This window comes from Tenacibaculum soleae (genome assembly GCF_001693415.1).
Classification (GTDB): Bacteria; Bacteroidota; Bacteroidia; order Flavobacteriales; family Flavobacteriaceae; genus Polaribacter; species Polaribacter soleae.
In genome coordinates, this window is sequence record NZ_MAKX01000041.1 from 71,434 (window position 1) to 93,722 (window position 22,289).

General features: G+C 32.0%; 15 protein-coding genes. 5 read left to right on the forward strand and 10 right to left on the reverse strand.

The features are described 5' to 3' along the window. Nucleotides 1–10: 10 nt before the first annotated feature. Nucleotides 11–1,072 carry an acyl-CoA reductase gene (locus BA195_RS13560; protein WP_068706369.1) on the reverse strand — a complete coding sequence of 354 codons (1,062 nt, stop codon included), beginning with the start codon at nucleotides 1,070–1,072 and terminating at the stop codon, nucleotides 11–13. A gap of 71 nt (nucleotides 1,073–1,143) precedes the next feature. On the opposite strand from BA195_RS13560, the gene BA195_RS13565 reads away from it, so the two are divergent. Then, on the forward strand, nucleotides 1,144–1,494 hold the full coding sequence (locus BA195_RS13565; RefSeq protein WP_068706371.1) for a 4Fe-4S binding protein: 351 nt from the start codon (nucleotides 1,144–1,146) through the stop codon (nucleotides 1,492–1,494). Between the two features lie 73 nt (nucleotides 1,495–1,567). On the opposite strand, the gene BA195_RS13570 is transcribed toward BA195_RS13565, so the two are convergent. Then, entirely contained in the window at nucleotides 1,568–4,258 is a 2,691-nt protein-coding gene (locus tag BA195_RS13570) for a TonB-dependent receptor (protein ID WP_084443222.1), read from the reverse strand. Between the two features lie 179 nt (nucleotides 4,259–4,437). Between BA195_RS13570 and ychF the strand changes: the two genes are divergently transcribed. Beyond that, nucleotides 4,438–5,529, forward strand: coding sequence for a redox-regulated ATPase YchF (ychF, locus tag BA195_RS13575; RefSeq protein ID WP_068706375.1), 1,092 nt, complete (start codon nucleotides 4,438–4,440; stop codon nucleotides 5,527–5,529). A gap of 400 nt (nucleotides 5,530–5,929) precedes the next feature. Beyond that, complete coding sequence (locus BA195_RS13580) at nucleotides 5,930–7,288, forward strand: pyridoxal-phosphate dependent enzyme (protein ID WP_068706377.1); 1,359 nt, start codon at nucleotides 5,930–5,932, stop codon at nucleotides 7,286–7,288. Between the two features lie 99 nt (nucleotides 7,289–7,387). Here the strand turns inward: BA195_RS13580 and BA195_RS13585 are convergent, their stop codons facing one another. The 4 genes from BA195_RS13585 to fumC all read right to left on the reverse strand — a co-directional run bounded on the left by BA195_RS13585 (nucleotide 7,388) and on the right by fumC (nucleotide 14,615). Further along, nucleotides 7,388–8,506 (reverse strand): NAD(P)/FAD-dependent oxidoreductase, encoded by a 1,119-nt coding sequence (locus BA195_RS13585; RefSeq protein WP_068706379.1) that lies wholly within the window; start codon nucleotides 8,504–8,506, stop codon nucleotides 7,388–7,390. Between the two features lie 97 nt (nucleotides 8,507–8,603). Next, nucleotides 8,604–11,789 carry a LodA/GoxA family CTQ-dependent oxidase gene (locus BA195_RS13590; RefSeq protein WP_068706381.1) on the reverse strand — a complete coding sequence of 1,062 codons (3,186 nt, stop codon included), beginning with the start codon at nucleotides 11,787–11,789 and terminating at the stop codon, nucleotides 8,604–8,606. Nucleotides 11,790–12,028: 239 nt separating this feature from the next. After that, a complete protein-coding gene (locus BA195_RS13595) occupies nucleotides 12,029–12,796 on the reverse strand; it encodes a hypothetical protein (protein ID WP_068706383.1) in 768 nt (255 codons plus the stop codon). 418 nt (nucleotides 12,797–13,214) lie between these two features. Next, nucleotides 13,215–14,615 (reverse strand): class II fumarate hydratase, encoded by a 1,401-nt coding sequence (gene fumC / locus BA195_RS13600; protein ID WP_068706385.1) that lies wholly within the window; start codon nucleotides 14,613–14,615, stop codon nucleotides 13,215–13,217. Between the two features lie 148 nt (nucleotides 14,616–14,763). Here fumC and BA195_RS14485 point away from each other — a divergent pair, with 148 nt between their 5' ends. Continuing rightward, on the forward strand, nucleotides 14,764–14,940 hold the full coding sequence (locus tag BA195_RS14485) for a hypothetical protein (protein ID WP_176715005.1): 177 nt from the start codon (nucleotides 14,764–14,766) through the stop codon (nucleotides 14,938–14,940). A 53-nt stretch (nucleotides 14,941–14,993) separates the two neighbouring features. Here the strand turns inward: BA195_RS14485 and BA195_RS13605 are convergent, their stop codons facing one another. The 4 genes from BA195_RS13605 to BA195_RS13620 all read right to left on the reverse strand — a co-directional run bounded on the left by BA195_RS13605 (nucleotide 14,994) and on the right by BA195_RS13620 (nucleotide 21,888). Further along, nucleotides 14,994–15,389, reverse strand: coding sequence for a hypothetical protein (locus tag BA195_RS13605; RefSeq protein WP_068706387.1), 396 nt, complete (start codon nucleotides 15,387–15,389; stop codon nucleotides 14,994–14,996). A 131-nt stretch (nucleotides 15,390–15,520) separates the two neighbouring features. Continuing rightward, nucleotides 15,521–17,971 carry a TonB-dependent receptor gene (locus BA195_RS13610; RefSeq protein ID WP_068706389.1) on the reverse strand — a complete coding sequence of 817 codons (2,451 nt, stop codon included), beginning with the start codon at nucleotides 17,969–17,971 and terminating at the stop codon, nucleotides 15,521–15,523. Between the two features lie 242 nt (nucleotides 17,972–18,213). Further along, nucleotides 18,214–20,088, reverse strand: a complete 1,875-nt coding sequence (yidC, locus tag BA195_RS13615) for a membrane protein insertase YidC (RefSeq protein WP_068706390.1) — start codon at nucleotides 20,086–20,088, stop codon at nucleotides 18,214–18,216. Nucleotides 20,089–20,274: 186 nt separating this feature from the next. Continuing rightward, nucleotides 20,275–21,888: a CTP synthase gene (locus tag BA195_RS13620; RefSeq protein ID WP_068706392.1), complete on the reverse strand. Its 1,614-nt coding sequence runs from the start codon at nucleotides 21,886–21,888 to the stop codon at nucleotides 20,275–20,277. Nucleotides 21,889–22,117: 229 nt separating this feature from the next. Here BA195_RS13620 and rpmH point away from each other — a divergent pair, with 229 nt between their 5' ends. Then, nucleotides 22,118–22,279 carry a 50S ribosomal protein L34 gene (rpmH, locus tag BA195_RS13625; RefSeq protein ID WP_068706394.1) on the forward strand — a complete coding sequence of 54 codons (162 nt, stop codon included), beginning with the start codon at nucleotides 22,118–22,120 and terminating at the stop codon, nucleotides 22,277–22,279. The last annotated feature ends 10 nt before the right edge of the window (nucleotides 22,280–22,289 follow it).

Below are 22,289 nucleotides of genomic sequence, written 5' to 3' on the forward strand. Positions count from 1 at the left end.
GAGTGTATTTTTATATTTTTGATAAAAACTCAAGCGTATTTATTCCATCAGCATAATCCCATAATTGCGGATTTTGAGTTTCGCCAAAAGCAATTTCATTTGCTGTAAAATTACGAGCTACTACACATTGTATTTTTTCTTTGTCTTGATTTAATTTTAGTTTTAAATCTTCGATATTGTCGTAATATTCGTAAAAAACTGAAGCGATAGGAGAGGCGTAACTTTCATCTTCTTTAATCATTAAAAAACCGTTTTCTAAAATATCAAACTCGCTCATTAAATAAACCGCTTTATTATAATCGTAATTATTGGCATATTTAGCGTTGTTAATAATTTCTTGCTTGTTGTACATGCCTGTAAAAAAAGGATCGAAATTATAATTTTTTGGAACATATAATTTTGATACTGAACGACAACCTAACCCGAAATAACGAAATACATCATTACTTAAATTTTCAAAATCTTGAGCAGTTTCATTTCTTGTTAAAACGGCTACCGAATTTCTACTTTTTCTAATAATACTAGGTTTATCTTTAAAATAAAATTCAAAATAACGCGCCGTATTATTGCTTCCAGTAGCAATAACAGCATCAAAATCGGTTAATTTTTGTTCGGTAAATGTAATTTTACCTTTCAATTCGGGCTGAACGTATTCTAAATACTTAGCTAAAAAAGGTAATAAATGTTTATCGTTTGATGATTGTTTAACTAATACTGAATGTCCAGCAATTAAAACAGCTACAAAATCATGAAAACCAACAAGCGGAATATTTCCAGCCATAATAACAGCAACTTGTTTTGAATCGTTTTCGCCTAAATTTTCATTAGCAATCCATTGTTGAATATTTTCTTTGGTTAAGGCTTTATACCAACTTTCGGTAGCAAATAATAAGTTTTCTTTGGTAAACCAAGTATTATTTTCTCCAGCTATTTTTAATTGATGTTTAAATCCGTCAAAAAATAAGTCGTTAAATTTAATTTCGTTTTTTTGAGTAGTTTCTTTTTGAGTAAACTGACCTAAAAACTTCCCTAATTCTACAAATGCTGAAATTCTATTTTGGATTGTATCCATTTATTTTGTTTCTAAATTAATTTGGAACTATTTTTGTACCTGCAAAGTTACAAAACTGAAATAGATTAATTATGGCAATTATAATAACAGATGAATGTATAAATTGTGGTGCATGTGAACCAGAATGTCCAAACACGGCAATTTACGAAGGAGCTGATGATTGGAAATATGCTGATGGAACTGATTTAACAGGAAACGTGGTTTTACCTAGTGGTAAAAAAGCGAATGCTGATGAAGATCAGGAGCCTATTTCAGATGAAATTTATTTTATTGTAGCAGATAAATGTACTGAATGTAAAGGTTTTCATGAAGAGCCACAATGTGCAGCGGTTTGCCCAGTAGATTGTTGTGTGCCAGATGATGATAATGTAGAAACTGAAGAAGAGTTATTAGCTAAACAAAGTTTTATGCATAACGAATAGTTTACAATATTATATAAAATAAAAAAATCCCGAGATTTGTTCTCGGGATTTTTTTATTTAAAATCGATAGTTTTTATAAACTAAAACCTAATCTTGTAAAAAAGTAAGCACCATCTGATCCCATTTGTACAGAATCAGCTAGTCCTCCTTGATCTGTCCATCCATCAAATTGAGAAGTAGGGTATACATTAAAAATATTGTTACCACCCATTGTAAACGTAATTTTATCAGTAAAAGCATAGCTTAAACTCAAGTCAGTGGTAATTTTACTCTTATAGGTATCAGTAGCTACAGGATATAAAGCATCTGCTTCTGCCTGTGTTGTAGCAGGAGAGTCTACCCATTGAAAATCTTGTAATTGTACTTCACTAAATTTAGTTAATCCTAAAGCGATATCAAATTTTTTGTAACCATACCCTAAGTTTAAACCAAATTTATGGTCAGGAGCAGCAGCTTTTAAATAAGCTTCTGAAAAAGGACTAAAAAAGGTAAATCTATTTAGATTTCCATTTTTTATTTTTTCAATTTTAGTATCATTAAAATTTCCAACAAGTCCTACATCTAACCTATGGTCATTAAATTTTTTCTTATAATTTAAAACAATATCAATTCCTTGTGTTTTGGTATCTACACCATTGGCAAAAAATTGAGCTGCATCTACGCCTAAATTTAATGGAGTAGCATCAAAATTATCTGTCAAAATAATTCGATCATCAACAGAAATAGAGTAGGCATCAATAGTTGCTGTAAATCCACCAGTTTTATAGGTAAAACCAATGCTACTGTTAAAAGCAGTTTCTTCTTTTAGTTGCTCAATACCAAAAGCTCTGGTAACGGTACTGTTATTTGCTGATAATAAAGAAGGTAAAGATACACCGTTTACAATGTTTGTAAATTTTAGGTTGTAATATAGTTGCGCTAATGAAGGTGCTCTAAACCCTGAAGAAATTGATCCCCTTAAGGTTAAATTATCATTCGCTTTAAATCGAGAAGCTAGTTTAAAATTAAAAGTGCTACCAAAGTCACTGTAATCTTCAAATCTAAGAGCAGCACCAACTAAAAATTTATCAGTAAAATTAAATTCAGAATCAAAATATACACCAACATTACTTCTTGATCGGTCTACTTCGTTATCTGGACTATATCCAGGAAAACCTTGTGCGCCTCCGGGTAAATCATCGCCATTAGAATCTGTTGCTATTACTTGTGTAGCAGGATTGGTGATTAAAAGTCCGTCTTCATCATATAATCCATATGAACGTTCTTCACCAGCAAAAATAATAAAGTTTTCTGTTCTGTATTCTAAACCAAAAGCGATGTTTATACCACTCATTGAGTCTTCAAAATATTTAGAGAAATCAACACCTGTTGTGTTTTGAGATAAACTATGGCCACCAGCATCAAACTCTGTTGGTGAAGCATCTTTTAAAGAAGCGTTGTTGGTGTCTTTTATTAAATAATGAAACTTATTTTCTCCATAAGTATTGTTAAAATCAAGTTCCCATCCGTTAGCTAATATATGTTTTACTCCAGCAGAAACAGAAATATCGGCTATATTAGACGTTATTCTAGGAGTAAATCCATTAGGATATAAACTAGGCACACTTCTGTTATCGCCATCAGCATAGCTATCTCTTGAAAAAGCGTAGGCATCGGTATCTCTATAATTTCGTCCACCAAAAGCATATACTTCAGTGTTATCATTAACAGGTAAGTTAGCATTTACCATAAAATTAAAACCATCAACACCTGCGCTACCATAACCTTTACGCCATGAAAAACCAGGCCGCAACGTGTTTTCTTTTGACAACAATTCTGTTGTAAAGTTTACAAAACCTCCTTTGTCATTTAGTTTAGCACCATAATTTAAATCTAATTTAAAAGTACCTCCATCAAAACTTTTGTCTTTTCCGTCTAATCTACTTTTTCCTTCTACATTATATAAAGTTTCTCCAGTGGCATCTTCCCAACCATTTCCAATAGCGGTACTATAAACACCGTAACCAATACTTCCAGAAACACCATCAGTAGCGTCTTTTAAAACAATATTTATTACTCCGGCAATAGCGTCAGAACCATATTGTGCAGATGCTCCGTCACGTAAAACTTCTATTCTTTTAATTGCTGCTGTAGGTATAGCATTTAAATCGGTACCAGAATTACCACGACCACGTGTACCAAAAATATTTACTAATGATGATTGATGACGTCTTTTACCGTTGATTAAAACCAGTGTTTGGTCAGGTCCCAAACCTCTTAGAGAAGCAGGAACCACATGGTCTGCTCCATCAGATCCAGATTGCTTAGTTGCATTAAAAGAAGGTGCAGCGTATTGTAAAAGATCATTTACTTCTACCTTACCGTTTTTAGAAGCCAAACTACCAACATCAATAACATCAACAGGTACAGGAGTGTCTACTGCGGTTCTTTTTGCATTTCTAGAACCAACAATCACAACCTCATCTAACTGTAAACCTTCATTTAAAGTAATGTTAAATGTTGTATTTCCATTAACAGGAATTTCTTGGGTTTCAAAACCCGAAAAACTAATAATTAGTGTACTATTTGGACTGGTAGTTAATGTAAAGTTTCCGTTAAAATCAGTAGAAGCTCCATTGCTTGTCCCTTTTTCTAAAATATTTGCACCAGGTAAAGGTTCGTTAGTGCTATCTCTTATAGTTCCTTTAATTTGTAATTGGGCATTTATTAGTTGTGTTCCAAAGAATAAAAAACAAATTAAAAAAAATGCAGTCTTTTCATAAATGAGGTTTTATTGATTAATATTCTTTAAATGTAGTAAAAAGAAGTGTTATTTTGTTAATTTGTGTTAAAAAAACGTTTATTGTATTTTTTTTTAGTTAAAGTTGTGTGAATTGTTAAATATCGTTTTTTTGAAAGCAAAGCAGTATATTTGCACACGAAAATTTTCAATAAAACAACAGAATGAAAGCCGGAATTGTAGGATTACCAAACGTAGGAAAATCAACTTTATTTAACTGTTTATCTAACGCAAAAGCGCAAAGTGCAAACTTTCCTTTTTGTACTATCGAACCAAATATTGGAGTGGTAAATGTACCAGACCCAAGAATACAGGTTTTAGAAGGAATGGTAAATCCAGAAAGAGTAGTACCTGCAACAGTAGAGATTGTTGATATTGCTGGTTTGGTAAAAGGAGCAAGTAAGGGAGAAGGATTAGGAAATCAATTCTTAGCAAATATTCGCGAAACAGACGCAATTATTCATGTATTACGTTGTTTTGATAACGAAAATATTATTCATGTTGATGCTTCAGTAGATCCTGTTAGAGATAAAGAAACGATTGATATTGAGTTACAATTAAAAGATTTAGAAACTGTTCAAAAACGTTTAGAGCGTGTAAAAAGAACGGCTAAAACGGGTAATAAGGAGGCGCAAGTTGAATTAGAAATTCTTTTAAAAGTAGAAAAAACATTACTAGACGGAGTTTCAGTAAGAGCTATCGAATTTTCTGAAAAAGAAATAGAAGTTGTAAAATCATTACAATTCATAACCTCAAAACCAGTATTATATGTTTGTAATGTTGATGAAGGTGCTGCAGTAACAGGAAACGATTACGTAAACGCTGTAAAAGAAGCTGTAAAAAATGAAAACGCCGAAGTTATTGTGTTGGCAGTTGGTACCGAAGCAGATATTACCGAGTTAGATGATTATGAAGAACGTGAAATGTTTTTAGCAGATATCGGTTTAAAAGAAGCAGGAGCCTCTGTTTTAATTAGGGCAGCCTATAAATTATTAAACTTACAAACTTATTTTACTGTAGGTGTAAAAGAAGTAAGAGCGTGGACGATTAATATTGGTGACACGGCACCACAAGCAGCTGGAGTAATTCATACTGATTTCGAAAAAGGATTTATACGTGCCGAAGTAACAAAATATGATGATTATACTACTTTAGGTGGCGAGCAAAAAGTAAAAGAAGCAGGTAAACTAGGAGTTGAAGGAAAAGAGTATATCGTGCAAGATGGTGATATAATGAACTTCAGGTTTAACGTTTAATCTAAGTTAGAACAGGATAAACAGTCTTTTACTATTAGATTTTATAATGAATACTGCATTTTATTATGCAGTATTTTTTGTTATTAATTATTTTGAATACAATAAAGGGATTGCAATTAGTTTATATAAAAACTATTTGTCTTTTTTTAAGTTAAAGTGAGATATAATATTGTTCATTATAGTAAAGTTGATAATATGTTTTTAATGTTTAATTATTCTTATAAACTGACTGCGTTAGCGATTGAATGGTGTGTTTGAGCTCTTTTTTAATTTTGTTTTTTTATTTGTGAGGGACGAACAAATTAACAAAGTGCACAAAATTAAAAAAAGCGAGTAATGAAAGCGCGACACTTGTGGAACGCCCAAAAAGAATTTACCTTTGCAACTGTAAAATAAAGAGATGAAATACGCAAAAAATATATTAGAAACCATTGGTAATACACCATTAGTTCAGTTAAACTCAGTAACCAAAGAAATTGATGCTTTAGTTTTAGCAAAGGTAGAAACCTTTAACCCCGGAAATTCGATTAAAGATAGAATGGCGTTAAAAATGATTGAAGATGCTGAAGCTGATGGGCGCTTACAACCTGGAGGGACTATTATTGAAGGAACCTCAGGAAATACAGGTATGGGGTTAGCCTTAGCAGCAATTATAAAAGGGTACAAGTGTATTTTTGTAATTTCAGACAAGCAATCGAAAGAAAAGATGGATATTTTACGTGCTGTAGGAGCTGAGGTTATTGTTTGTCCTACCAATGTAGAACCAGATGATCCTCGATCTTATTACTCGGTTTCTAAACGTTTAGGTGAAGAAACTCCTAATTCTTGGTACGTAAATCAATATGACAACCCAAGTAATGCATTGGCACATTATGAGCAAACAGGGCCTGAAATATGGAAACAAACCGAAGGTAAAATAACACATTTTGTCGTAGGTGTTGGAACTGGAGGTACTGTTTCGGGAACGGCAAAATACTTAAAAGAGCAAAATCCGAATATAAAAGTTTGGGGAATTGATACTTACGGATCAGTATTTAAAAAATACCATGAAACAGGTGTTTTTGATGAAAATGAAATTTACCCATACATTACCGAAGGTATAGGAGAGGATATTTTACCTAAAAATGTAGATTTTTCTTTAATTGATGGCTTTACCAAAGTAACGGATAAAGACGCAGCAGTTTATACACGTAAAATAGCAAAAGAAGAAGGTATTTTTGTAGGTAACTCAGCAGGGTCTGCTATTAAAGGAATGTTACAGTTAAAAGAGCATTTTAAGAAAGATGATGTGGTAGTAGTACTATTTCATGATCATGGAAGTAGGTATGTAGGTAAGATGTTTAATGATGATTGGATGCGTGAGCGTGGTTTTTTAGAAGAAACAATTACAAAGGCAGAGGATTTAATAAAATCACACATTAATAAGCCGTTAGTAACTGTTCAAACAGAAGAACTGGTATCACATGCAATTGAAAGAATGCGTGATTTTAAAATATCGCAAATTCCGGTAAAAGATATTAACGGGTTTGTAGGCTCGGTAAACGAATCAGATTTATTACGAAGTTATATAGCTGATAAGGATATAGCTGATAAACCAATTAAAGAGGTTATGGGTTCTATTTATCCTGTTGTAAAATTATCAGCATCTATTGATGAAGTTTCTAAATTAATAACAAAAGATAATCAAGCAGTCTTAGTTGATTTAGGTGATAATAAACACCATATTATTACTAAGTATGATATTATTAGTGCTATATAAATTATAAAAAACCTTTAGATTAATTCTTAGTCTAAAGGTTTTTACAATTTACACGTTTTGTAAGGTGTTGTTTTATTTTATTTTTGAAACAAATATTTATCATGATCTCCTTTTCCAAAAAGTACTTTCTTTCCATCTTGCTTCTGCTTTATAAAATAAATTTTTATGCTTTAAATAGTGGTTCCATACTTGTTTTATTTGATTAGAATATAGCATATTAAAATCTTCCATTTTAGCAACACTAAAATCTTTTATAAAATTAAAATTTGTTACTAGTTCTTTAAATTGCATTGCGTTAGCCATGGCATTAAACATTCCTTGAGAAGATAAAGGGTCGAAACTAATAGCGGCATCACCCAAAGCAATCCATTGTTTACCTGCTGGTTGCTCTAAACGTGTTGAATTAGCACTAACAGTTCCATGAAAAGTAATATCCTTTTCGTTTTTTGCTAGTAATGATTGCATTATTTTATGCTGTTTAATAAGCGTTAAAAAAGAAGTTGAATTTTTAAGTATAGCTTTATCAATTAGATCAGCATCTGTTTGAAAAGAAATAATTCTTTTATTATTAGGTAAAACGGCACTATACCACCAACCTAATTCATCAGCAACAATGGTACTCATAGTATTAATACTTGTATTAGGCATACTTATCCAGCATGAAATTAATTTATCATATTGAACTCGTTTAATTCCAATACTTTTAGCAAAGTGAGATTGCCTACCGGTTGCATCAATTACAAAAGTTGCATGAATAGTATGCGTTGTTCTATTTTTTAAATCATCAGATTTACCTGTTACTTTCCATAAGTTTTCTTCATAAGAGCTATTAAAAAGACGAATTCCCCACAAGCAGTTAACACCTCTTTCAAAAGCTTTTTGTCTTAGGTATACTTCAAAGTTCTTTCTATCTAAACTTCTAGAAAAACCATCAGGGTTTTTAAGGTGATCTACTATGTGAAGTTGATCACTTCCCCAGTAAGATTGCATACCAAGGTTATTACTAAATAGCGATTGTTTAAAATCATCAGATTCATTTTCTAAAAGATCTAATTTTTTTAATATTCTTTGAGCAGCTGGTGCTAAAGATTCACCAATTCGATCAACAGGTGTTGTTTTTTTGTCTATTAAAGTAACATTATAGTCGTTAGCCAAAGAAATAGCAGCAATACAACCTGCAATACCTCCGCCTATAATAAGTATATCTGTTTTTTCCACAAAGTGATGTTTAAATAAATTAATGGTTTACTAATTAAAAAAACAACCTTGTAAAACTACAAGGTTGTTAATTGTATTAAACAATTATAAAAATATATTATTTAGGCGTATATCTAGAAAAACGTGTCATTTTTTCAGGAATACCAACTTCTACTTTTAAAAGAGTTTCTTGTTGATGTGAATCTGATTGTTTCATTGTATGTAGCTTAGAAGCAATAAGATGTATCGTGTTGGTAACATTTGTTGATGTTTTAAAATCTTTTGTTAATTCATCTTCAACCAATGTTAATAATTCTCCTTTAGCACCTTCTAATAAAAACTGCTCATTTAATAAATTGTCATGAGAAAGTTTGTCTACAGCTGCATACAATACATTTTTAGTCGTATCATTTAAAGTATGATTGCTATTTAAAATACTATCTAAATCAACTAAAGTAGCTTTTAATAATTCAGCCTCTTGCTCAGGAGTAGGCGTAATTCCAACCTGCATTTCTTTCGGAAAGTTAGAGTCATGTGCAACACCAGGACGTTTTTGAACTACAGCTAACTTATCAAAATATTTAATCATACTATTAATTTGATTTGTATACGTAGGAGCTCCTCCATCTAAAGGAAGGTCATCTAGCCATTCTGAGCGGAAATTAAACGCTTGAATACGTGTTTCTTCAGCTAGTTCGGGATTGATAACTTCTTCATAACGATCTTCATTTAAAATGTTATTAGGCACTCTAGCAGGCCAAAATGTAGGTAAATACGGATCATAGTCACTTGTGTAACCATCTCTACAACTAGCCGTATCAGTTTGCCAAGGAATAGCCATCCAACGAGTAATACTACCAGCAACTTGTCCTCCTAAAATAGGTCCTTTAGCTAAAGGCAGTATATCGTTATTCATCATTGCACCATAATACATTGTGTTAACAGGTGGTGTTTTAGGAGCATGTTTTATTCGAAAAGGTGCCATATACATTCCTGAAGAACGCATTGGCCATGTCATTTCACAACCAGGGTGAAAAGCATCCGCTAAACAAAATTCCATGGCAGCTTTGGTAAGCATATCTGGTTGCTCAGCTATTGTTAGTTCATCAATTGTTGGAGGAGTAGGTATATGAGGGCATCCAGTCATATCAATATAATCGGCATCAAAATCACCTTTAACCCATTGATCTAAAAATTCTAATTGTAAATTAGATAAAGTAGCATGTTGACGAACAGAGCCAGTAGAAGGAATGCTAATAGCATCACCATATAACCAAGGCCATAATTGCGGAGCTTCTGCTCCAGAGACTTCAAATCGACGGAAATTATTAGAAAGCGTACGTCGCATTTCCATATAAGCAGAAGATGGGTTCCCTAGTTTTTTTATCCATTCGATGGTTGTGTAATTAAATTGACCACCAAAGCCAAAAGCTCCAGCAAAACCAGCATTTACCCATTGTAAATCGGTCATACGTTGAAATATTGGTAAAATATCTTTAGTAAACGATGGTCTTGTAGGGCGAACTAACATATTCGATTTTACGGCTACATCACGCATTAAATCCCACATGGTACGTACCGATTTTTGCATTGGTGCATAATCTGGTGGCGCACAAATAACCCAAGCAGGATCTACCGTAAGTTTATTTCCGTTATATTCAACTTCAGCAGTAACAGGGCCGTCAGAAATATCATCGTACCAACCTTCATTATTTGCAAAAGTAATAGCAATATCTCCGTTAATATTTTCAGATTTTCCATGCCCACCTAACATAACTAAGCGTCCTTTTTCATCGGTATGCATTTCACCTAAATACACTTTGGTAGTTAAAAATTCTCCTTCAAAAGCATCACTTTTATTATTGGTACCCGAAATAGATTTAGCACCTCCGTCGATTAGTAATGACTCACGATCTTTTACATCGATGTTTCGTAACATAGATGGAGGAACATCAGCTGCCTCAGGAATATCTAAAGCAATATTAAATTGATACCATGAAGATTTTTGGTTCGATAAATGACTATGCCATGTAATGTTTGAGTTTTCGGAAGTTAATTCTTTTACAGCTTTACCCGCAGCATTAAAACCGTAAATTCTAAACTGAGCAGCTTGTCTTTTTAAAGCCCCCGTTTTATCTCTGTATGCATACGGATCGGTTTGCGGTGCTGGATTATCAACTAAAGGACCTAAAAAGTATTCATCTTTACTATTTCCAACTCTCATAACACCAATAGGAGGGTAGATACCTGCTTTTACAATACAGTCGCTATCTTCATCTGTGTTTCCTTTAAATTCGGGGTTTATCTTAGTTGGTTCTTGTAATTGTTGCCCATTTGCTTGATGTCTTGCTTCAGCACTCGCAGCATATACAACTTTTCTTGCTTGTGCAATAGAGCCTAATGGTTGGTGTTGCGGTAATGTTCTCCAAATATTAAAGGCTAAATTACTACCAAACTCAGCTTGCCCAATTGCTGATACATCTTGCTGAGGTAAATGTAATTTTGCAATACAGATGTACGGACTTTCTTCTGTACTCCATACAACTTGAGCATCATCTAACGGCATAGTAGCATCGTTAGTTCTTAGCTGTATTTCAAAACGAAAGATAGCTTCTTTTTTTACTAAACGTTGTTGTAAATCTAGTCCTAGGTAATTAGTATCGTTAAAGGGAGTTCCTTTATAAATATCTTCAGGTACTAGGCGATATCTTACAATTTGAGAGTCTCCTAATTTAAAAGGAAGTATTGCCCAATAGCTTGCGCTTAACACACTAGCTTCTTCTTTGGTCATTGCTTGTAAAATACTTGCCAATTCAGGATGCTTATTTATGTAAGTGTCATAATCGTGATTAATAACGCCGGCTTTAGTAAAACTGCACATTTGTTGTGCATCACGAGCAAAAAAACGATCTATGTTTTGAAAAATAAAATCAGCATTGGTACCATCGCCTAATAGTTTAGGCCCATCAACACCAAATAATTTTAAACCTACTCCTAAAGTTGAATGCAAGTCAGGAGATGTTGGCCCTGTATCGCTTGAAAAACGAACGGCACATTCGTAGGTGTCACTAGCAAATATTCCGACTTTAAATTTTTCGTTAATATCTTTATTTATTTCAAAACGACCATAAGCTATACCGTGTTGTTTTCTGAATACAGCTCTTTTAGCAGGTTGTTGTCCGTTTTCAATTCTAGTTTTTTGACCGATTTCTACAAACATCTCTTTAAGACGTTGTGTAACTAAGGTGATATTTCCATCGCAGTTCCAGCATGATGTAGATTTATCGTTTGAAGGTTTTGTCATTATTGGTTAGTTTAAGTTGTTATAAAATAAAAATTATTGAATAAGAATAAAAATAACATATAATTACATTCATTAATATATTATGGTCACGAGTGTATTAATTTGGGGTATGGGAGAGTTATTAAATTTATATTGTAACTTTTTTCACGTAATTTTTTATATAAACAAAGTGTAAAACCTTCGAAGGTTCTCGTATGTGGGTTTGTATCAATAATTAATTTTATACGGTATAACTTTAATTATTTCCCCATTTTTTTGACTGATAATAATTTTACAACTTCATCTCTCTTTAACGCTAATTCTTTATTATATGTATTCAAGTCCATTTCTCCGTAACCTAAGTTAGGCTTTATTGATAAAATATGTGGATATAAGTCTGTGTCTTTGTCGTAAATTTTTGCTTTTATAGAGGCTAATGCTTGCATAACATTTTGAATAGTCGTTTTATTTATCTCACTTTGAAATGGTAGTATGTTTGTTATATCTTTTGAATCCATTCCAATAACATCTACAGAAAGTGTACCTTCTAAGTGATTTGCTTCAGCAGCTAAGCCTAAAGCAAACAAATCTCCTAAATTAACTTTATTGTTTGAGGTTTTTACTTTTGCCACAAGTCTCAAGCCAACTCCAACCTTTGCTTCACCAAATTTTGTATGATGATTTTTATATTTGGTATAATCCATTACAATTCTATAATATGAATTTTTTGAAGAAACCTTTGAAGCTCCATAATTTAATTCCCCATTTATTGTATTTTCAATTATTGAAACTAAAGTTCCTTGGTTTTTTAAAAAGTCAGTAATCTCTGTTTTACTGGCTTTAATTAACTCTCTTTTACCTATTAAGTTAGTTGTTGTGTCAATATAAGGAATTGTCCATCCGTATTCTACAGGATCAATAGGATAAAATTCGGTGTTATTCACAACAACTTTTTTCATTAAATCTTTTGTTGATGTACAACTTATTAATAATATTGCAGTTAATAGTATAGTTAAAATTCGTTTCATATTTATTGATTTTTGGGTTAGTATCTTTTTAATTAAAGAAATTTATTATTTGAGTAATCTTATTAGTGTGTTTTTCTTTTTTTTGATGGATGTGTAAGTTTTAATAGCTGTGTATTAGGTGTATAGCAATCAAAATTACTTTTTAAATTTTAAAATGTAGCTTAAAAAACCGTAATATATTTACGGTAAAACCATATATGTATCTTAAATTTTAATAAATAATAAAAGTATTTATAAAAAAACGTTGAGAGCTTGTTGTTTGGTAATGAGTGTTGTAGGTGAAGGAGATAAGAATTGTTTTTAGTGGTATTACCTTGTTTTGTTAAGATTTAAAAGAAGTAGAAAATTATTAAAATAGCATGTAAAACAAAACCCGCAATTTTAAATTGCGGGTTTTGTTATAATATAGTAAGTCAGTTTATTTTAAACTACCAGTCATGTCTTCAGGTTTTACCCATTCGTCATATTCAGCTTCGGTAACATACCCTAAACGTACGGCTTCAGTTTTTAAAGTTGTTCCGTTTGCGTGTGCAGTGTTAGCAATTTCAGCAGCTTTATAATACCCTATTTTCGTGTTTAATGCAGTAACTAGCATTAATGAGTTGTTTACTAACTCGGTAATTCTACCGTGGTTAGGCTCAATACCGGCAGCACAGTTAACATCAAAAGATACACAAGCATCTCCAATTAATTGAGCAGACTGTAATACGTTAGCCGCCATCATTGGTTTAAATACATTTAATTCGTAATGTCCTTGCGTACCACCAACGGTAACAGCAACGTCATTACCCATAACTTGTGCGCAAACCATAGTAATAGCTTCTGCTTGCGTAGGATTTACTTTTCCTGGCATAATAGAAGAACCTGGCTCGTTTGCAGGAATAATTAATTCACCAATACCACTACGAGGTCCTGATGCCATTAAACGAATATCATTAGCAATTTTATTAATTGAAACCGCTAATTGTTTTAAAGCTCCGTGTGTTTCAACTAAAGCATCGTGTGCAGCTAAGGCTTCAAATTTATTTTCTGCAGTTATAAACGGTAAACCTGTAAACTTAGCAATATACTTAGCAACTAATACATCGTAACCAGCAGGCGTGTTTAATCCTGTACCAACAGCTGTACCACCCAAAGCTAATTGACTTAAATGTTCAAGAGAGTTATTTAACGCTTTTAATCCGAAGTTTAATTGTGCTACATAACCAGAAAATTCTTGTCCTAAAGTTAACGGAGTTGCATCCATTAAGTGTGTACGACCAATTTTTACAACATCTTTAAAAGCTTCTGATTTTGCCTGTAAAGTATCGCGTAATTGTTCTACTCCAGGTATTGTTACTTCTACAATTTTCTTGTAAGCAGCAATATGCATACCTGTAGGAAAAGTATCGTTTGATGATTGCGATTTGTTTACATCATCATTTGGCTGGATGGTTTTTTCACCTTCACCAATTACTTTACCAGCAATTTCATGCGCTCTGTTAGCGATTACTTCGTTACAGTTCATGTTACTTTGTGTACCAGAACCTGTTTGCCAAATAACTAGCGGAAATTGATCATCGTGTTTACCAGCTAAAATTTCATCACAAACCTGTGCAATTAAATCTCTTTTTTCATTAGCTAATACACCTAATTCGGCATTGGTATAAGCGGCAGCTTTTTTTAAGTAAGCAAAACCATATACTACTTCTAAAGGCATTGAGCCAACTGGTCCTATTTTAAAGTTGTTACGAGAGCGCTCAGTTTGTGCTCCCCAATATTTATCAGCAGGAACTTCAACGTTTCCCATCGTATCTTTTTCGATTCTGAATTTTGTCATTATAAAATGATTTAAAAGAATATAATTTAACTAAGTTTCAAAATTACAAATTCTTATAGTTTTTTGTACGTTATTTTTGTCAGATTTTATTGTTTGAAAAGAAAAATAGTTTTAATTTTGCAGTATAACAATTATTAATAAATAACAAATGTTAGATTTTTCAGAATTTTCAGGATTGGTATTATTCATGTTTATTTTTACAACCGGATTTTGGTTGTTAATTTTCTTATTAACATTTGTGGTTCCTTATTGGATTGGAGGAACAATTTTAGAAAACATAAAATTAAAAAGAGAAGCTAAAAAGGCAGCTCAAGAATTAAAGTAGCCTTTTAAATATATATTAAAAGCTCGTTCATTAGTTTGAACGAGCTTTTTATTTTAAAAAGAGTTTCTTCTTCTATTTCTGTTACCTTTTCTTGAGGGGTGATTTTTTCGAAACTCTTTTTTGTGTTCTGTCATAATTTTTTTAAGTTCATCTAATTGTTTGCTGTTTATAAACTTATATAATTCTTTTTGTTGTTTTAAGTTTATCTCTTGAATGCGAGCCTTTTTTTCCTGATCAGGTATTTCCTGAACTTTGATTTCTTTTTTTTCTTTGCCGTATTTTATAAGAATATCTTTAACCATTAATAACTGAATATTGTCTAACTTAAGTTTTTTTTGAATTTTTTCAAGTTGTTTATCAGTTATTTGTTCAGTATTTTGTTTTTTTTGAGCGAAAATATTTAAAGATAAAAATAGTAATAAGATATTTATGAAAATAAATTTATTCATAGATAATGTTTTAAGTAGTGTTTATTGCGTTAGGGATTGAATGGTTTGTTTGAGCTCTTTTGCTAACTGTGTGTTTTTATACACAGTTAGCAAAAAGCGAGTAATGAAAGCCCGCTCGAACGCCCAAAATATTATCCTTCAAAACCTTCGCCACCATCTTGACCACCGCCTTGTGGTCTTTCTCTTTTTTTCTTTTGATTAAAACGATAGGTAAAACTTAATGATATTTGACGCTCTCTCCATTGAAATTCACCATTAGAAATGGTTGATGGATTTTCTCTACCACCATAATACGTAGTACTTTCACGTTTACGTGAGTTAAATAAATCGCTTACATTTAATACCAATGAAGCTTTGTCTTTTAAAATATCTTTACTAAAAGCTAAGTTTGCCATAAACATTCCGCTTTGATCACTTTGCGCACTGTTTTGTGGTCCGCGATACATTAAACGTGTTTGCCATTCAATTTTTGCTGGTAAGGTAATGCGTGAGTTAAAACGAGCAAACCAGCTGCTTTCATTAACTTCGGCTAAGTTTGTGGTAACTTGCGAGTTGTCTTGTGCTGTATATGTGTATGAAAAAGCATCAGTATTAAATTTAAAGTAGTTGAAACTTGCAGATAAACGTACTTTTTTAGTAGGGTTGTAGTTACTTGTAAATTCAAATCCGTAACGTTGTTCATCATTTAAATTTAAAGGTTGACTAACAAATACATTGGTTCCACTCCGCTCTTCGATTATAGAAACACGTTGAATTTTATCAGTTGAATGTTGATAATATAACGAAGCTCCTAAATTAAATTTTCTGATTTTTGTGTTGTAACCTAAATCGAATGAGCTTGTGTAGGTTGGGTTTAAATCAGGATTTCCTCTAAATACATTGGTGGCAGAACTACGGCTTTCAAACGGGTTTAAAAACCAGTGACGCGGTCTTCTTAAACGCCTGCTATAACCTAAAGTAACGTTTTCATTATCGTTTAATTCATAGCCAAGGTTTATGGTTGGAAACCATTCGGTATAGTTTTTATCTGATTTTTGATTGGTGGTTAACACATTTAAATCGATGTCAGTAATTTCTGTACGCAATCCTAATAAATAAGAAAACTTGTTAATTTTACTTCCGTATTGTGTGTAAAAAGCATAAATGTTTTGCTTAAAAGTAATGGCATTTGAAGGATCGAAAGTTGCCAGAGGATCTAATAGATTTACTCTGAAATCTGAATCTAAATCTTGTAAAGTTGATTTATGACCTATTTCAAACTGGCTATCTTCACCAATCGGTAATACATAGTCTATTTGTAATAGCTTTTCTTTAGAGTTGGTAATTTGTGAATTATCTTCAGAAAGAGCTCCGTTTACAGTTACTGGAGAGTTTTCTGTTTGTTTACTGTCTCCATATTGTAAATCGATGGTTAATTTTTGTCCAGAATCATTTAATCTATTGGTATAATTTATAGAGTATTGTTTGTCTACACCATCTTCATCTTCATTTTCAATTCTGTTTTCTGTATTTGTTAAAACCTTGTTTTCGTCAAAAAAAGTTGAAATATTGGTTGCAATATCGTTTCCATTAGATTTTCTATACACAAAATTACCGGTAACTGAGCTGTTATCGTTTATATAATATTCCATTCCAATAGATGCATTGAAATTTTTGTTTTTACGATCAAAAGTTCTGTCTTCATTTCTAAAATCTTTAATAGTATTATCACTATTAAAGTTCGTAAAATAAGTTTGCGAGTTTCCTGGTCCTTTTCGGTAAGAGTACCCGATGTTAGAAAATAAGTTAACTTTTTTAGTACGGTAATTTAAGTTTGGGGCTACTCTAAGCATATCAGGATTACCAGCAGTAACGTTTAAGGAGCCATTAAAACCTGTTATTTTTCCTTTTCTAAGGATGATATTTAAAATTCCGGCAGTTCCTTCGGCATCATAACGTGCCGATGGCGAGGTGATTACTTCTACCTTTTCAATAGCATCGGCAGGAAGATTTCTTAAAGCATCAGTACCCGTTAAGCCAACTAAAGCCGATGGTTTGCCATCAATTAAAATACGTACGTTTTCATTACCTCGTAAGCTAACAGCACCTACAGCATCAACATTTACCGAGGGTACATTGTCTAATACATCAGAAGCAGTACCACCTTTTACGGTCATATCTTTACCTACGTTGTATATTTTTTTATCTAAACGGATCTCTACAGTAGATTTTTCAGCAATGATTTCTACTTCTTCTAAAGTTTCGGTATCTTCAGATAAAGTAATAGTACCTAAGTTTGTATTTGTTATTAATTTTTGATTTTGAAGATTTTTAGTTTTAAAACCTATAAATTCTACTTTTATAGCATAAACCCCTTTTGGAACTTCAATTGTAAAACTTCCTTTCGCATCTGTTATCCCTCCAGAAATACGTTTACTTTTTAAATGTGTTAATACCAAGGTTGCATACTCTAAAGGTTGTTTAGAGTTGGCTTCAATAATTTTTCCTGTTAAGGTAATTTTAGGAATTTGTCCTTTGTTAGGTCTTTGTGCAGTTACCGAAAAAGAAAGTATAGCGGTAATTATAAATATAATTTTTTTCATTGAATTTGAAATTATTTTGAATAGATAAGACTGCGAAGTTCTTTAAAGGTTTAAAGAGGGGGAGTTAAAGGAATGTTAAATAAAACCTAAAATCAAAAAGAAGGAAAATCGACTATTCAGGTACTTAGTGGTGAAAAAACAAGTTTATTTAGAATGATTTTTTCGAGTTGTTTTTAATATACAGAAAGCAAAAAAAACCGAAACTGTTAAGTTTCGGTTTTTTTTTTAATAATATTACTTGCTTATTTTTTCTTTTTTGCTTTTTGCTGAGCAGCCTGTTGCTCTTGGGCTTGTTTCATAGCGTTATCTAAACGCTCACGAAATTTACTTTTTGCTTTTTCAGGCTTCTTTTTGTTTTCTTCAATTTTTGCATGAATTTTAGCTTCATCAATTACAAAGTTTTTTATAACTAACATAATTACAATGGTCAATAGGTTAGATATAAAGTAATACAAACTTAAACCACTTGCATAATTGTTAAAGAAAAACAGCATCATAATAGGAGAGAAGTAAATCATATACTTCATCATTTTACTCATATCAGGCATTCCCTCTTGTGTAGGTGCTTGCATGTTTGCTTGCTGGCTTTGGTTCATTTTCATGTAAAAGAAAATAGCAACCGAGGCTAAAATTGGAAATAAACTTACATGATCTCCATAAAAAGGAATACTAAATGGCAATTGATAAATCATATCGTATGATGATAAATCATTAGCCCATAAAAATGATTTTTGACGGAACTCAATATTTGTTGGAAAAAACTTGAATAACGCAAAGAAAACAGGCATTTGTAGTAATGCAGGTATACAACCCGACATCATACTAACTCCAGCTTTTCGCTGTACCGCCATAATTTCTTGCTGACGTTTCATTGCGTTTTCTTTACCAGGAAATTTTTTATTGATTTCTTCCATTTCTGGACGAATCACTTTCATTTTAGCACTAGATAAATATGATTTATAAAGTACTGGCGACATGATAATACGAACAACGATTGTCATAAAAATAATAATCAATCCGTAGTTACCAATAAATCCTTTTAATAAATTAAAAACAGGATGAAAAACGGTACGGTTTAAGAATCCGAAAATTCCCCAACCTAAATCTGCTATTTCGTCTAAACTTGTTCCTTCGTATGATTTTAATAAGTTATAATCTGTTGGTCCATAAAACCATTGCATGTTATAGTTTAACTCACCATTAGTTAATGCTAAAGGAGTTTTTAAGCCATAAGTTTTTGTGAAAACAGTATCTTTTTCTTCGCCTGCAAAATCAACAGATTTTAAACTAGCGTTGTTAAAAGGAGTGTCAGAAGATAAGATTGATGAAAAGAAATGTTGTTTGTAAGCAATCCAATCAATATCATTAGCAATTTCATCATCATTCATTTGTAGGTACTCAACTTCATCATCAGCTTTGTAATAATAATAAGAGTACATATTTTCGGTTTTTAAACTTTTTTCATTTCTAAAACCTTTTAAACTCCAGTCTAAATTAATAGCTTGCGAGCTGTTTATTACCGAACTTAATCCTTGTGATCTAACAGCGAAACCAACACGGTAATCGTCTTTTTTAATTTCGTAACGATATTCTAAAAATTGAGCTTCAGATACTTTCAATTTCATTGATAGTATTTGAGAATCTCCATTCTTAGTTAAAGTAGGGCTAAATAATAAATCTTTAGTATTTAAAATACGATTATCAGTAGTACCAAAATTAATATTAAAAGAAGCGTTTTTGTCTTTTACTAAGTATAAAGGAAGTGAATCGTAAGTCTTATAGTTTTTAATTAACGCCTCGGTAATTTGTCCTCCTTTATTATCAATAGTTAATTTTACAAGATCATTTTCAATAGAAGTAACACCTTTTTTACTAGTTGCTGCTCCGTAAGCAAAAGCACCTAGCTTATTTTTTAAAGCAATTTGCTGTAACGAATCGTTTAAGATTGGTGTTTCAGTTGTATTGTTTTGTGTAGCTGTTGTTTCAGAAACTTGCTCGGTTTGTGTAGTGTTTTCAGGAGTTACTTCTGGTTTACGAGTATTCATCCACCAAAGTAAAATACCTCCTAATAATAGCATTCCTATAAAGGAATTTAAATCAAATTTTTTTTGTTCCATTGATATGTGTTATAATGTCAACTTGTCATTTTTTGTTTCTCTCAAAATTGAAAAACCCGACAAATGTAGTAAAACCCTATATTATTTATGATGTTTTACTGTGATTAATTTTGATAAGTATGATAGCTCAAACAGTGTTCCAACTTTATAAAAAATCCTGTAATTAAAAATTACAGGATTTAAAATTTATTTTTTAGATTGTTTTAATGAAGCTTTTATAAAACTTACAAATAAAGGATGTGGATTTAGCACAGTACTTTTATATTCTGGGTGATATTGTACACCAACAAACCAAGGATGCGTATCAATCTCAACGATTTCAACCAATCCTGTTTTTGGGTTAATACCCGTAGCTTTTAATCCAGCGTTTTCTAATTGCTCCTTATATTCATTATTATATTCGTATCTATGACGATGACGTTCACTAATTAGTTTTTCTCCGTAAGCCTCTAAAACTTTAGAGTTTTGTGTTAATTCACAATCCCAAGCACCCAATCGCATTGTTCCACCTTTTTCGGTAACGTCTTTTTGCTCTTCCATTAAATTAATAACAGGGTGCGCTGTTTTTTCATTCATTTCAGTTGAAATAGCTTCTTTTAAACCTAAAACGTTACGAGAATATTCGATAACAGCCATTTGCATACCTAAACAAATTCCTAAAAAGGGAATGTTATTTTCACGTACATATTGTACAGCAGCAATTTTACCTTCTATTCCACGATCACCAAAACCAGGAGCAACTAGAACTCCGTTTAATCCTTTTAGTTTTGAAGCAGCATTTTCGGGTGTTAATTCCTCTGAATGAATCCAACGAACATTTACTTTTGCTTTATTTGTAGCGCCAGCGTGAATAAATGCTTCGGTAATCGATTTATAAGAATCGTGTAATTCTACATATTTACCAACCAAACCAATTTCAATAGTAGCGGCAGGGTTTTTATGAGCGTCTACAAATTTATTCCATTTTTTTAAAGCAGGTTGTTTGCGAGTAGATAAGTTTAATTTATCTAAAACAACATAATCTAATCCTTCTTTAAACATTAAATTAGGTACATCGTAAATTGTTTCAGCATCTAAAGACTGAATTACGTCTTGTTTTTTAACGTTGCAAAACAAAGCTAATTTACGTTTAATAGTATCGTTAATTTCGTGTTCAGAACGGCAAACAAGAATGTTAGGGCTCAAACCACTTTGCATTAACATTTTTACTGAGTGCTGTGTGGGTTTTGTTTTTAACTCACCAGCTGCTGCTAAATAAGGTACTAAGGTTAAGTGAATAACAATGGCATTGTCTTCACCTAATTCCCATTGTAGTTGTCTAACAGCTTCTATATAAGGTAACGATTCTATATCACCAACGGTACCACCAATTTCGGTAATAACGATATCATAATCGCCAGTGTTTCCTAAAATTTGAATACGGTTTTTAATTTCATCAGTAATATGCGGAATTACTTGCACTGTTTTACCTAAAAACTCTCCTTTACGCTCTTTGTTTATTACCGATTGATAAATTTTACCTGTAGTAACATTATTTGCTTGCGAAGTAGGGATGTTTAAAAAACGTTCGTAATGCCCTAAATCTAAGTCAGTTTCTGCTCCATCGTCAGTAACATAGCACTCGCCATGTTCATACGGATTTAATGTTCCTGGATCGATATTAATATATGGGTCTAGTTTTTGTATAGTTACAGAAAATCCTCTTTCTTGTAATAATTTAGCTAAAGAAGCGGCTATAATTCCTTTTCCTAGTGATGAAGTTACGCCTCCTGTTACAAAAACGTATTTAGTGTTGTTCATGGTATTGTTAGGTTTGGGCAAAAGTAAGAAGTCTAACAATTCGAACAAATAAAAAAGTGAAAAAACATCGATAAAAATTTATTATTTTTGCTGAGTCAAAAAATATTAAAAAAAAACAAAACTAGTATTTGTCAGACAAAAAAACTGTTGTATATTTGCCCACGCTTTTAGCAGACGGAATTTCATAAAAGCAAACATATAATTAAAGACGATTTTAAAAATATAAATAATGCCGAAAAGAACGTACCAACCATCGAAAAGAAAAAGAAGAAACAAACACGGTTTCAGAGAAAGAATGGCATCTGCTAATGGACGTAAAGTATTAGCTAGAAGAAGGGCTAAAGGAAGAAAAAGTATAAGTGTATCTTCAGCTCCAAGACCAAAAAAATAATGATTAACAA